This window comes from Saprospiraceae bacterium, assembly GCA_016719615.1.
In the GTDB taxonomy this organism is placed as follows: domain Bacteria; phylum Bacteroidota; class Bacteroidia; order Chitinophagales; family Saprospiraceae; genus Vicinibacter.
On sequence record JADJYQ010000005.1, the window covers coordinates 670,741 to 684,273 of the forward strand.

Here is a 13,533-nt window from a genome sequence, read left to right on the forward strand (position 1 = left end):
ACTATTGTGTTCAATTTGGAAACATTTCTCAGGTTTTCAGGAAACCGGATACTTTAAGCAGCAGTCTGAATATATTTGCGGCTTATTTTAAAAATATGAAAGAGGTAATCAGCCAACTCGAAAATGGCATCTGTACCCTGACCATCAACAGAGAGCAAACCATGAATGCTCTTAACCATGAAGTAATCAATGACTTATACGAAGCTATTGATCAAATAGAAAGGGATATTGAGAATATAAAAGGATTGATCATCACCGGCGCCGGACAAAAATCGTTTGTAGCCGGAGCAGATATTTCCGAATTTGTCGGACTGAATCGGAAGGAGGCCATTGCTCTTGCCAGAAAAGGTCAGGCACTTTTTTCGGAAATTGAAAAGCTAAATATTCCTGTAATTGCAGCTGTGAATGGCTTCGCTCTTGGAGGTGGCTGCGAATTAGCCATGGCATGTCATATTCGGGTGGCCAGCACAAATGCCCGATTTGGGCAACCCGAAGTGAATTTAGGACTAATCCCTGGTTATGGCGGTACGCAGCGCCTGGTCCACTACATCGGCAAAGGGAAAGCCATCGAAATGCTAATGACAGGTGATATGATCAATGCCGAAGAAGCCTACAGACTGGGTTTGGTGAATCACATCGTTGAACCAGGACAAGTATTGGAAAAATCTAAAGAAATCATCTTAAAAATTGCAGCCAAAGCCCCGGTCGCCATTCAAAAGGTCATCAAAATTGTGAACTCTTATTTTGATTACGAGCTTCCCGGATATGAGTTTGAACTGGACTCCTTTGGCAATCTCATGATTACCAAAGATGCCCAGGAAGGGGTGGATGCGTTTTTAGCCAAGCGGAAGCCTAATTTCACCGGCAACTGATTCCATGTTCGAATATCATAAAGATAAAGACCGGTATTTTGAGATGCAATATCTCACAGCACGCGACTTTATCATTCCTTTCATCCAAACTTCTAAAAAACTAGATCCCGATTTTAGAGTTCTGGAAATTGGTTGTGCCGAAGCTGGGGTACTTAAAGCTTTTTTAGAAATTTCTGCAATAGCGGTCGGCATTGACCTGAACAAGAGCAGGATCGAACTTGCGAATGAATATCATCAGGAAGCAGTTGCATCGGGACAAATCCAATTTCTCAACGAAAACATTTATAAACTTCGTCCGCAGGACAATGGAATGGAATTGTTTGATGTCATCGTATTAAAAGATGTGATTGAACATATTCCTGAACAAGAAAAATTTATTCCGCATTTGTCTCGGTTTTTAAAAAATGACGGGGTGATTTTTTTTGGATTCCCGCCCTGGAATATGCCATTTGGTGGGCATCAGCAGATGTGTCGCTCTTCCTGGCTTGCCAGATTGCCCTGGGTTCATTTGTTGCCTGCATTTCTTTACAAATCATTGCTGAAGCTGACCAAACAAGCCCCTGCAGTGCTTGAAGAATTAATGGAAATAAAAGAAACCGGAATCAGCATCGAACGTTTTGAAAAAATTTGCAGGCAAAGCCAATTGTCGATTGTCAACAAAAGGTTTTACTTGACAAATCCCATATACAAATTCAAATTTGGGCTGCAACCGAAAATACTGTTTAGCATATTTGCGGCAATTCCCTATCTAAGGAATTATTATACTACAGCTGCTTACTACCTTATACAAAAGTGAACTCCCAGTGGGAGGCACAGGAATATTGATTTATTTTGGGTAAACTGATGAATGAAATAATATCAACATTTCATATAAAAAGCATCGATCCTCTTTTCTGCGTCTAATGCGGGAGATCGGAGGGAAACTAATGAAAAGGACCAGGATCCTTATCAACCTCCACAGAAAGTCTTAAATTTCTTGATATAGACCTCCCAAAGCTCCTTCTGCTCTTTTACTTCATCGTCATCGCAATAATCAGTGACCTCCAGGATCGTCTCATTGGTGATGTCCGTTTTATAAATGCGAAACTGCAGGAACTCATCCTCGCGCTCGTCCCAGACATACTTTACCAATTCTTCTTCGATATCTATGGCTAAAGTTGCTTCTTCATGGTCACCTTCCCAATCAAAAGTATATCTGTCACCAATATTATCGACCTTGTCGCAAAACCAACGAACCATGCAGGTAGGCTGAGTTACGAAAAGGTAAACCGTCGCCGGCGACGATTTGAACATAAACTCAACTTGTATCTGAACTCTTCCCATTTGATGGATTTGATTGGAATTTAAAAGTGCTTTTTCAGCATGAGGCGGCAATATTAGAATTGTTTACATATTTTTAGTCATATTCTTGAACTTTTTTTATTTGCAAAACATTAAATCTATTTAGACCTATTTATCAGGGTATGGCATTATTTTCGCAACTTATTTGGTTCCAGACCGTTTTTCTTTCTGTAAATTATTGGCTAGTAAAGAATTATAGATTAATATACCTTTCATGAGGCAACTAAAGATTACAAAATCCATTACCAACCGGGAGAGTCAGTCTCTCGAAAAATATTTACAGGAAATTGGCAAAGTGGATCTGCTCACTCCGGAGGAAGAAGTGGACCTGGCGAAAAAGATCAAACAGGGAGACCAATTATCTCTTGAAAGATTGACCAAAGCCAACCTCAGATTTGTGGTTTCTGTAGCAAAACAGTACCAGAATCAAGGACTTTCATTATCCGATCTCATCAACGAGGGCAATCTCGGTTTGATCAAAGCCGCACAGCGATTTGACGAAACTAGAGGGTTTAAGTTTATATCCTATGCCGTATGGTGGATCAGACAATCCATTCTCCAGGCTTTAGCTGAGCAATCCAGAATTGTCAGGTTGCCTTTAAATAAGGTCGGCTCGTTAAATAAGATCAACAGAGCATTTTCGGAATTGGAACAAGAATTTGAGCGCGAGCCTTCAGCAGAAGAATTGGCTACTATGCTCGAAATCCCAACCGAAGAAGTCGAAACTACCATGGGGGTTGCTGCCCGCCACGTTTCGATGGACGCGCCATTTGTGGAAGGGGAGGACAATTCATTGCTCGATGTACTTGAAAATGACAGCACTCCTGCTACAGATGCCAAACTCGAATTTAAAGATTCGCTACGCCAGGAAATTGAAAGGGCGTTGGGGACTTTGACAGACCGTCAGGCAGATGTAATCAAACTATATTTCGGGATCGGGGTTGAACATCCTGAATCTCTCGAAGATATTGGAGATAAATTCGGATTGACCCGCGAAAGGGTCCGACAAATAAAAGACAAAGCCATTAATAAACTGCGTTCAGCTTCCAGAAGTAAATTATTGAAGCAGTACCTGGGTTAAAATTAGCAGGCACTTCCTTTGAAGGCAGGTGGGTTTTTAAGACATTTGCAAAAATTAGATATGAGTATTGTTAGCCAAAACATAGCTGCAGATCTCGAACTTAAGGATTGGAGGGAAAAAGAAAAAAATGCTCTCGAATTAGGTAAGTTGGTGGGAGATCTTAGATTCGACCGTTCCATAGAATTGGTCTTATTTCGAAAAGACCTCTACGACGCGCGACCAAGTCAAATCATCAGCGATCATTTATTTGCTAAAAACTATATCGACAAACCACTTGATCTGAATTTGAGTTTGGAGATTACCAAGATCATTTCAAAAATGGATGCTTTGCAACCCTCGCGAATTGATATTGGAAAGTTGGCATCTGAATGGGAGATGAAAAAAGACGGATCATCGAACCTTGAAGAATTTATTTTTTCCAAATTGAGTCAGGAATTTGAAAATAGCAATGGAAAATTCGAAGCTCGCGATGTAGTCCTGTATGGTTTTGGCAGGATCGGCAGATTGGTTGCCAGGAGATTGATCTCGCAAACAGGTAGTGGCGAGCAATTGCGTTTGAAAGCAATCGTCGTACGCGCCGGTATGAAAGATCCACATGAAGAAGTCTTAAAGCGCCTGGCTTTGCTTGAAACCGATTCCATACACGGCAATTTTCCTGGCGCAATTGAAGTCAGCGAAGATGGAAAAGAAGCCATTATCAACGGAAACCGGATCCTGATCATTTTTGCAGGACATCCATCTGAAATCAACTACGAAGACTATGGGATCAAAGATGCATTGCTTATCGATAATACAGGTCTATTCGATACTCGCGAAAAGTTAAGCGTTCATCTCCGCCCCGGTATTTCTGAAATCATACTTACAGCGCCCGGAAAAGATATCCCGAATATAGTTGTAGGAGTAAATCATGATCTTGCAGATACCACAAACGAAAATATTTTTTGCGCAGCTTCCTGTACTACAAATGCCATTGTTCCGGTCATTAAAGTGATAGATGAGGCATTTGGTTTGCAAAAAGGTCATATAGAAACTGTACACGCTTATACAAGTGATCAAAACTTACTCGACAATTTCCATCGCAAACCGCGAAGAGGTAGAGGAGCACCTATCAATATGGTGATCACAAGTACCGGTGCAGCAAGTGCAGTTGCGAAAGTGTTGCCGCATCTGAAGGGAAAACTTACCGGCAATGCTGTGAGAGTTCCGGTACCTGACGTTTCATTGGCGATCCTCAATTTAAGTCTTGATAAAATCTCAGATAAAGATGAGATTCTTGCAAAATTGAGAGATGCCAGTTTACATGGCGACCTTGTCGAACAATTGCATTATTCTACATCTAACGAATATGTATCCAGCAATGCGGTCGGGACCACCTGTGCATGTGTGGTTGATGCCCCTTCTACTATTATGTCGGCAGACGGTAAAACGGTTACGATATATGCCTGGTACGATAATGAATTCGGATATGCATGTCAGGTCGTTCGTTTAGCAAAATATGTGGCCAAAGTTAGAAGGTTCACTTATTATTAATGGAAGGCGATCGCTATTCCAATTATCGCATTTGGCAACCACTGCTTTTAGGAGTGGTCGCGGTGTTAGGTTTTTGGGCAGGAATTAAAGTAAAATTGCTTCCACCAAGTCCTGAACAACAAACCGAAATTCGAAAATTAGAACAAAACCATATTCAAAAAATTCAGGATGTCATCTCTTACATTCAATCAAAGTATGTAGACTCCTTGAATCAACAAAAACTTATTCAATCTGCTTTGGAATCTTATGTAAATGCATTGGATCCCTATTCTGAATACATTCCGGCTGATGAATTTCAAACTTATCAAAATGCTTTATCCGGCAAACAAACCGGATTCGGAACTGAACTTTATTTCATAGACAGCAATCTGGTTTTTTTTAATACATTGAAGAATAGTAAAGCTTACCAATCAGGAATTCGCAATGGGGATGAGGTTTTGGAATTGAATGGCCTTGTTGTCAGTAAAAACCGCGATAGAATTTATGCATTGCTCCAACAAATTTTGGATTCAAAGTTGGATTCTGTAAACCTAAAAGCTTATCACCGGCAAACAAACAAAGTACAAAATCATATATGGAAAGTGGATTCTTATGAAGAACCTGCGGTAAAATGGGTACATCTCATGGATCAGGATATTGTTTATTTAAAAATAGATCAGTTCATTAAAGGCAGCTACAGGGAATTCATGGAATACATGGAGGAATTTGTTTCAGAGAAAAAAGGAAAACATTTGATCATCGATGTAAGAGGCAACAGTGGTGGTTTGGTGAATGAAGTTGCTTATATTTTAAACCAACTTATTTACGAAAAAGAAAAATTGTTGTTCCATACGAATGGCTTTCATGTCAAAAAGAAAGAATATAAATCTACGGGAAATGCATTTTTCAAAGTGCAAAACATTGCCGTTTTGATGGATAGTAACACAGCATCGGCGGCAGAACTTTTTGCAATGGCTCTGAAGGATTTGAACCGCGCTAAAATTATAGGGGACACAAGTTTTGGCAAATCAACGATTTTAGAACAATTCAATTTGGCAGATGGATCTGCTATCAGGCTTGCCATTGCTCGGTTTACAACCCTATCAGGAAAAAATATCCAAGCTTATCATACTCAAAATAATTCGGTAGTACCGGTTTCAGATGCTGATGCAGCGGAAGAATCGCAAGCTCCTGCTGAATCAGCCGGAAGTGCATTGTTTGCTCCTGGCGTCTTGCCCGATGTTCTTTATGAGGATCAAAATCAAATTCTGAAGGACAAGGATTTAGTAGAATATATCGACAAAAGGATACTTGAACAAATTCTTTTCTATAGCAGGATATCTCAGGATCACCCCGATCGGATTTACGAAAGCAAAGAAATCAAGGAACAAATTCAAAAAGAATACAAGGCTTGCCCCGAAAATTTGCGAAAGGGGATAGCAGCGGAATTATTTGAACAGGAATTTCGCTATGCTTTATGTGCCTGGTTATTTAATTCAGAACTCGAACAACGCGACAGACTCCGCAAGGATGAAATAATCCAGATTGCCATTCGCGCAATAAAGGGAAGTTTTTAGGTGGCAATATACAGTTGATAGTTCACAGTTGATAGTTGATAGTTTGCGTAACTAACAAACGTTCGTTAGCTCTTAATATCCATAATCCATACTCCATACTCCATAATCTATAAGAGGGAAAGCAAAAAGCAAATTATTTTAACAAGTAAAGTTCGAAAAAATAAATTAAAAATAGTTGAAATTTATTGAACTAACATACGTTAGTTCGCGTTGTTTCTAACAGTATCTAACAGTCTAACAGACTACGTCTAACAGTCTAACAGTCTAACAGTCTAACAGACTAACAGACTAACAGACTAACAGACTAACAGACTAACAGACTAACAGACCATCAGACTAACAGACTTACAGACTTACAGACTTACAGACTATTCCTCCAAGCAGTCAAATAGTCAAGCAGACTTTTTCCTACAAGCCCACAAGCCTAAAAGCCTACAAGTCCACAGACTAACAAGCCTCATCATTCCCGCAACACAATAATTTCCCCATCCTTATCATAGCGAATGATGGTACTTGCCACACCTTCTGTCATTTCATTTTGCCTATGCCTTACGATGTAATCCACATTTTGCTTTATGCTTTCAGAGATTTCGGTAAATATGCGCGGGCTGGGCTCGTTTGATAAATTTGCAGAAGTGGAAAGAATCGGAGCATTCAAAGCTTCTATCATGATTTTGCAAAATGGATCCTGGCAAATGCGAATGGCGACGGAACCGTCTGAAGCAAGAACTTCATCGGGTAGATCTTTTGTTTTGGGAAATATCACCGTGAGCGGTCTTTGGTGGTAACTCAACAAAGTATCAATGCGAGGATGAATTCTGTGGATATACCTGTTGAGCATTTCCAGGGAAGAAACCAGGAGGATTGGAGATTTTTGTATATCCCGGCCTTTGATTTCATAAATTCTTGAAATTGAATTTTTAAAATGTATGGAACAACCTAATCCCCAAATGGTATCTGTAGGATAAAGAATAATCTTTCCAGTTGATAACAATTGGGCGGTTTCAATGGCTTCTTCAAAATAGCGTGGATTCATTCTTTATTAGGGCTCATGTATGGAATCGGAATTTTTTCAGATAAACCTGTAAATTTACATAACCAAATAACGTTTTCATTCGTTTGCTTTTGTATATCTGATGTTGAAAAAATTTATATTTTGTTTATGCGTCCTCGGACTTGGTGGCGTTTGGATGCCCCTCAAGGCCAAACATATAGTTGGTGGTGATATGTATTATGAATGCATTTTATTGGATACATCCAGAAAAACGGTCAATTTCAGGATCACCATGAAATTATACAGGGATTGCAGCAATCCAGAAGGCGCATTATTTGACACCGATGCCAAGTTTGGCATTTATGAAAAGCTCATCGACGGTAGATTTCGCTTTGTTAAAGATATTACAAATTTAAGGTATCAGGGGCCCATAAACAGGATCGATCCCAATGCAAGTAATCCTTGTTTGATAGTACCTCCTGGGGTCTGCGTGGAAGAAGCCAGTTATCAATTTACAACAGGAAATTTGGCACTTCTATCTACAGGATCATATTATATTTCCTACCAGCGTTGTTGTCGCAATGAAACGATTAGTAATATACTGGATCCGGGCCTGGCTGGTGCTGCTTTAACTATTGAGATTACTGCAGAAGCACAAAGGCTTTGTAACAGCAGTCCTAAATTTAAAGGCCTACCTCCTGTAGTGATCTGTGTCAATAATCCTATCGATTACGATCATTCAGCTATTGATAATGAAGGAGATCTCATTACATATGAATTCTGTGCACCTCTTATTGCCGGCGGTCAAGACGGTTCGGCAGGTGGAAAAAACAGTTGTTTTGGAGTTACGCCCGATCCTTCTTCCTGTTTACCGCCTTATTTGCCGGTGACGTTTAAACCACCTTTATATTCAACGATATACCCTATGGGTGGGAATCCCCTGGTTACGATTCATCCGATTACCGGCTTCATTAGTGGTAAACCTGAGGTACAAGGCCAGTTTGTGGTTGGAGTTTGTATCAAAGAATATCGAAATGGAGTCCTGCTTACGGAAACCAGACGTGATTTTCAGTTTAATGTAACTTACTGCGAACCGAAAGTATTCGCAAGTATTCAGGCAGACTCTACCATCAACAGTGGAGAAACATTTGTGATCAATTCTTGCGGTGAGCTGGATGTAGATTTTATCAATCGAAGCACTGACGTTCAATTCATCTCCAGCTATCAGTGGGATTTTGATATTCAGGGTTCCAAGCAATCGAGTACTTCAAGAAATGCAAGATTCAGCTTTCCGCAGTTGGGTACTTATGTTGGAAAAATGTTTGTCAATAAAGGAACTCAATGTGCGGATTCATTAAATATTAAAGTGAATGTATTTCCAGATATCAGGGCGAATTATCAATTTCAGTTTGATACTTGTGTTGCCGGCCCCATCCAGTTTACAGACCTTTCTTATACCGGCAGCAATCTGCTTACTTCATGGAATTGGAATTTTGCAGGCTCCGGAAATGCATTTGCACAAAATCCAGTATTCACGTTTACGACCCCCGGCCGAAAAGCAGTGATGCTGCAGGTTAGGGATGTCAATGGTTGCCTGGCCGACACGACCATAACCATTCCTTATTATCCTGTGCCACCACTTTTAATTGTGGATCCCAACCAAACAGAGGGTTGTTCACCATTGACCATTTGTCTTCGAAACCTTTCAGTGCCCATTGATACAAGTTATCAAATACTTTGGGACTTTGGAGACGGTACTTCGGGCAAGGGGCTGGCACCCTGCCATCGTTATGAATCCGGAGGTATTTTTTCTGTTAAACTTCAAGTGACTTCGCCTATAGGTTGTTATACCGAAAGGACTTATAATCAATTAATTACAGTTAGGCAATCTCCTGAAGCTAAGTTTGATATCAATCCTTCCAAGATAAACGTATTTAACCCTAAAGTGAGTCTCACCGATCAATCTACTTTTTCCAGTTCCAGAAATTGGGAAATCAACAATTCAGATAAATTCAGTCAGCTCTTTTTTCAATATACTTTCAGAGACACCGGTATACAGAAAGTACAGCTGGTTGCAAATCATATCAATGGTTGTAGCGATACCTTAATTCAATATATTGATGTGGAGCCCATTGTGACATATCATATGCCGAATGCATTCACTCCGAATGGAGATGCCAATAATGAGGAATTTATAGGAGTTGGTTATACCTACGGGATGTCGGACTTTGAATTGGTGATCTGGGATCGATGGGGTTCCAAGGTTTTTAAAACCAACGATCCAACGCAGGGTTGGAACGGTAGGAAAGACAATGGAGGCGAGAATTTGCCAAATGGAGTATATGTTTACACCCTTCGATACAAAACACCAAGAGGACAACTCCTTGAAAGTAAAGGTTTTGCGACATTAATTCGTTAATGATAGCAAAATGGCTTTCCAGATTTCAAAGTTATTTTACTACCTTTGCGACTCTTTTTAAAGTTCGTTAAACACACAAGCCATGGAACTCATTAAATACGTACAAGATCAATTGATGGACATTAGCCGGATTCCGGAATTCTCACCTGGCGATACCATCGTGGTGAGCTATAAGATCATCGAAGGAAATAAAGAACGTATCCAGGATTTCAAAGGCGACGTGATCAACATTCGTGGAGAGGGAAAAAACAAGACCTTTACGGTAAGAAAAGTTTCCAGCGGCATAGGTGTAGAAAGAATTTTCCCCATATCTTCTCCGAACATATCTGAAATTAAATTGATCAAAAAGGGTAAAGTGCGGAGAGCAAAACTCTTCTATCTCCGTGGCTTATCAGGCAAGAAAGCCCGTATCAAGGAGCGCAATTACGGTGTCAAAGAACAACCGGTTACAGAAGCTGGAGAATAATTAATATTTCAATTCTATTTTCAAAAAGGTAAATTCTTTGCCTTTGAGCTTATCTAATATAGCTTTCATATTAGCTTAATGTTTTTCTATTTGGCTTTCCGTTATTCTATTGATCATCCTTATTGCCACTAAGACGCAAAGGCACAAAGGACCACAAAGTTTTTCCTCTTCGTGGTACTTCGTGTCTTCGTGCCTTTGTGGCCTCGCTTTTTCGAGAGCTTCATTTTAATCGATATTTATAAATAGTCGGTAATACTATTCATCTTTTTATTGCCACGAAGGCACTAAGGCACAAAGGACCACAAAGTTTTTCCTCTTCGCGGTACTTCGTGTCTTCGTGCCTTTGTGGCCTCGCTTTTTCGAGAGCTTCATTTTAATCGATATTTATAAATAGTCGGTAATACTATTCATCTTTTTATTGCCACGAAGGCGCACAGGCACTAAGGACCACTAAGTTTTTCCTCTTCGCGGTACTTCGTGTCTTCGTGCCTTTGTGGCCTCGCTTTTTCGAGAGCTTCATTTTAATCGATATTTATAAATAGTCGGTAATACTATTCATCTTTTTATTGCCACGAAGGCACTTAGGACCATGAAGGATTATAGATTATGGAGTCCCGACATGAAGATCTTATCCAATAAAAAGATGATAATGATGTCGGGAGGATTATTGAAATATTAGAATACGCGATTATTTTTATTGCATCAAGAGCTTTTCGCTTTTTGCTTTTTGCTTTTCGCTTAAAGCTTTCCTCTCAGCCGCGGGTCTTACGGAATATTCACCAATGCCTGATGATTGACGGCTTTCACATTTTTAAAAACTCTATTGAATTCAATATTCCTTTCACTGGTATTAGCATCAAGTTGAATAATTTTACCATCCAGGTTGATCTCAATGGGCATTTCAAGTTTTGATTCAGAACAATTTAATTTATAAAAAATTCTCGTTTTCGTCCCGGAATATTCGACTCTAAGTTGCACACTTGGAATCTCAGATTTGTATAAGTAAACATTAAAAAACGGATGAAAGTCTTTGCCGGTGAATTTGTTGACAAAATTGATAAAGTCTTCTGTTTGAATGTTTTTGAATTTGTAAGTTGTGTAAAATTCTTTGATCAATTTAAACCATTGGGCGTCATTTTTTAAAGCAAAACGCAATGTTTGTAACATCCAGCTGCCTTTATAATATTGATCGCTATCTGGAAATCCACTATAATTGACATCTTTTGGGCCCACGATCGGACTGTTGTTTTTAATGAGCTTTCGTTGATGATCTAAATAGCGAAGGGCCGCTTTTTTATCATATAAATATTCTAAATACAAAGCCTCCATATAAGTAGTAAATCCTTCATGGATCCACATATCTGCATGGTCACTTACGGAAACTGCATTTCCAAAATATTCATGCCCGCTTTCATGGATGATGATAAAATCAAAATTAAATTCCTCAGGAATCAAGCCACCCAGATATCCTCTTTGAAATTTGTTTCCATATGCTATGGCACTCTGATGTTCCATTCCTAAATAGGGCGATTCGACCAAAGCAAAACCATCGTTCCAGAAAGGATACTTTTCAAAATAATGCTCATAGCTCTCCAGCATCTTATGAACCTGTTCAAAATGTGCTTTGGCTTTACTTTCATTTCCTTTGAGTACATAATAATCGAGATCCAGCCAAGTGCTGTCTTTAGATTGGTATTTGTCGGATATATGGATGTAATCGCCAATATAAAAACTGACATTGTAATTGTTGATGGGATAAGAAACTTTCCAGATCCAGGTTTTAAAGCCTTTTTCAGATGGACTTACTGTTTCTAAATTGCCATTAGATATAGCCATTAGTTCTTCTGGTACTGTTAATCGGATTTTCATACCCTTATCGGGTTCATCTGATAAATGATCTTTATTGGGCCACCACAAACTCGCACCGGTGCCTTCACAAGCTACACCAACCCAAGGCTGTCCATTTTCATCCTTTTTCCAAACGAAACCCCCATCCCAGGGAGCGTTTTTAGCCTTGATGGGTTTGCCCTTATAATAAACCTTTATTTTTTCCTTACTTCCTTTTGAATCTGCTGTTTCAATAAATAGGGCATCAAATTCTCTATGATGTTTTAGTTCTCTACCGCCTTTGAGGACTTTTACAACTTCCATATTCTCAAACAAATCCAGCTGAAGCTTTTTGAGGTTTTCTGACGGTATATATTCCATTTCCAGGATTCCTTCAATTGATTGCGCGGATATATCGAATTTAATATCTAAATCATAGAAAAGGACATTGTAGGCTCTTTCCGGTCGGAGTGCTCCACGCAAACTGTCTTTTCTGGTGAAGGATTGCTGTGAATACAAATTGCCAAAAAGCTGGATGGCAAGAAAAATTGCTAAAAAGTGGATTCTCATCATGAATTTAAAATGGCCGTATGTGTTTAGTGGATTGTTTCAATTTTTGATAGATCAATCGATCGACAAAGTTAACAGGCAATAATTTAGTCAGTAGCCGAAAAAGAAATTTCTTTTGATGGATCAGGTAACTTGTTTTCGGATGAGTTGCTAACAGAGCGTGCAATATGGCCTGATCAATGGCTTTTACCGGGATGGATTCTGATTCCATTTTGAGAATAGTTTCATTGGCATGCCTGAGGTAAGGCTCAAATAGATTCGTCTGGTATTTTGTGCCATATCCAGCTGTTTTCTCCAAATGCCGGTTTTTAAACTCCCGGGATTCAACTTTATGACGTGAATTCCCAATAAATTCAGTTCGCGCCGAAGGCTGTCACTCAATCCTTCCAGCGCAAATTTAGACCCGGCATATGCACCCAGAAAAGGAGATGCAAATAAACCGCTTACAGAACTCATATTGATGATCCTAGATCCTTTACCATGAGTTAGAAGTGAATCCAAACACAATTGAATCAATTTTAAAGGTCCAAAGACATTGATTTGGAAAACGTATTTAAATTTATCTATGGGGATGTATGCCAGTGGGCCGGGCTCCACCATACCTGCATTATTAATCAATGCAAACAAGCCGTCTCGTCCGATAAATTCCCTTATTGGCTTGTATGCATTTTCAATGTCCTCATCAGAATCGATATGCATTTCGAATACGCGGATACCGGGATGTTGCGAAATTTCAGCTGGTGCTTTGTCGAAATCGCGCAAGGTTCCTATCACCCTGAATCCGTGGTCTGCCAACAACAATGCAAGATGGTAACCGATGCCTGAATTAATACCTGTGATCAATACTTTTTTCAAAACTCCATTTTGAATCTGTAAA

11 protein-coding genes are annotated in these 13,533 nt (G+C 39.5%); 7 read left to right on the forward strand and 4 right to left on the reverse strand.

The annotated features are described in order from the left end of the window. The first annotated feature begins 95 nt into the window (after positions 1-95). Positions 96-872, forward strand: a complete 777-nt coding sequence (locus IPM92_12375) for an enoyl-CoA hydratase/isomerase family protein (GenBank protein MBK9109128.1) — start codon at positions 96-98, stop codon at positions 870-872. 4 nt (positions 873-876) lie between these two features. Further along, a complete protein-coding gene (locus IPM92_12380; protein MBK9109129.1) occupies positions 877-1,668 on the forward strand; it encodes a class I SAM-dependent methyltransferase in 792 nt (263 codons plus the stop codon). 152 nt (positions 1,669-1,820) lie between these two features. Here the strand turns inward: IPM92_12380 and IPM92_12385 are convergent, their stop codons facing one another. Further along, positions 1,821-2,195: an activator of HSP90 ATPase 1 family protein gene (locus IPM92_12385; GenBank protein ID MBK9109130.1), complete on the reverse strand. Its 375-nt coding sequence runs from the start codon at positions 2,193-2,195 to the stop codon at positions 1,821-1,823. 232 nt (positions 2,196-2,427) lie between these two features. On the opposite strand from IPM92_12385, the gene IPM92_12390 reads away from it, so the two are divergent. From IPM92_12390 to IPM92_12400, 3 genes are read left to right on the forward strand one after another with little or no spacing between them, the layout of a single operon-like run. Next, positions 2,428-3,294, forward strand: coding sequence for a sigma-70 family RNA polymerase sigma factor (locus IPM92_12390; GenBank protein MBK9109131.1), 867 nt, complete (start codon positions 2,428-2,430; stop codon positions 3,292-3,294). A gap of 60 nt (positions 3,295-3,354) precedes the next feature. Next, entirely contained in the window at positions 3,355-4,824 is a 1,470-nt protein-coding gene (locus tag IPM92_12395; GenBank protein ID MBK9109132.1) for a glyceraldehyde-3-phosphate dehydrogenase, read from the forward strand. Further along, positions 4,824-6,380, forward strand: a complete 1,557-nt coding sequence (locus IPM92_12400) for a hypothetical protein (protein MBK9109133.1) — start codon at positions 4,824-4,826, stop codon at positions 6,378-6,380. Before IPM92_12395 ends, IPM92_12400 begins: the two co-directional genes overlap by 1 nt. A 460-nt stretch (positions 6,381-6,840) precedes the next feature. On the opposite strand, the gene IPM92_12405 is transcribed toward IPM92_12400, so the two are convergent. After that, positions 6,841-7,416 carry a threonylcarbamoyl-AMP synthase gene (locus IPM92_12405; protein ID MBK9109134.1) on the reverse strand — a complete coding sequence of 192 codons (576 nt, stop codon included), beginning with the start codon at positions 7,414-7,416 and terminating at the stop codon, positions 6,841-6,843. A gap of 103 nt (positions 7,417-7,519) precedes the next feature. Here IPM92_12405 and IPM92_12410 point away from each other — a divergent pair, with 103 nt between their 5' ends. Beyond that, positions 7,520-9,793 carry a gliding motility-associated C-terminal domain-containing protein gene (locus tag IPM92_12410; protein MBK9109135.1) on the forward strand — a complete coding sequence of 758 codons (2,274 nt, stop codon included), beginning with the start codon at positions 7,520-7,522 and terminating at the stop codon, positions 9,791-9,793. Positions 9,794-9,875: 82 nt separating this feature from the next. Further along, entirely contained in the window at positions 9,876-10,259 is a 384-nt protein-coding gene (gene rplS, locus IPM92_12415; GenBank protein ID MBK9109136.1) for a 50S ribosomal protein L19, read from the forward strand. A gap of 765 nt (positions 10,260-11,024) precedes the next feature. On the opposite strand, the gene IPM92_12420 is transcribed toward rplS, so the two are convergent. Then, positions 11,025-12,659 carry a M1 family metallopeptidase gene (locus IPM92_12420; GenBank protein ID MBK9109137.1) on the reverse strand — a complete coding sequence of 545 codons (1,635 nt, stop codon included), beginning with the start codon at positions 12,657-12,659 and terminating at the stop codon, positions 11,025-11,027. 183 nt (positions 12,660-12,842) lie between these two features. Continuing rightward, complete coding sequence (locus tag IPM92_12425; protein MBK9109138.1) at positions 12,843-13,511, reverse strand: SDR family NAD(P)-dependent oxidoreductase; 669 nt, start codon at positions 13,509-13,511, stop codon at positions 12,843-12,845. Positions 13,512-13,533: the final 22 nt, after the last annotated feature.

What these genes read in the sequence shown, in the direction of transcription:
- IPM92_12375 (MBK9109128.1), top strand. Translation starts at nt 96, where the DNA reads ATGAAAGAGGTAATCAGCCAACTCGAAAATGGCATCTGTACCCTGACC.
- IPM92_12380 (MBK9109129.1), top strand. Translation starts at nt 877, where the DNA reads ATGTTCGAATATCATAAAGATAAAGACCGGTATTTTGAGATGCAATAT.
- IPM92_12385 (MBK9109130.1), bottom strand. Translation starts at nt 2,195, where the DNA reads ATGGGAAGAGTTCAGATACAAGTTGAGTTTATGTTCAAATCGTCGCCG.
- IPM92_12390 (MBK9109131.1), top strand. Translation starts at nt 2,428, where the DNA reads ATGAGGCAACTAAAGATTACAAAATCCATTACCAACCGGGAGAGTCAG.
- IPM92_12395 (MBK9109132.1), top strand. Translation starts at nt 3,355, where the DNA reads ATGAGTATTGTTAGCCAAAACATAGCTGCAGATCTCGAACTTAAGGAT.
- IPM92_12400 (MBK9109133.1), top strand. Translation starts at nt 4,824, where the DNA reads ATGGAAGGCGATCGCTATTCCAATTATCGCATTTGGCAACCACTGCTT.
- IPM92_12405 (MBK9109134.1), bottom strand. Translation starts at nt 7,416, where the DNA reads ATGAATCCACGCTATTTTGAAGAAGCCATTGAAACCGCCCAATTGTTA.
- rplS (MBK9109136.1), top strand. Translation starts at nt 9,876, where the DNA reads ATGGAACTCATTAAATACGTACAAGATCAATTGATGGACATTAGCCGG.
- IPM92_12420 (MBK9109137.1), bottom strand. Translation starts at nt 12,659, where the DNA reads ATGATGAGAATCCACTTTTTAGCAATTTTTCTTGCCATCCAGCTTTTT.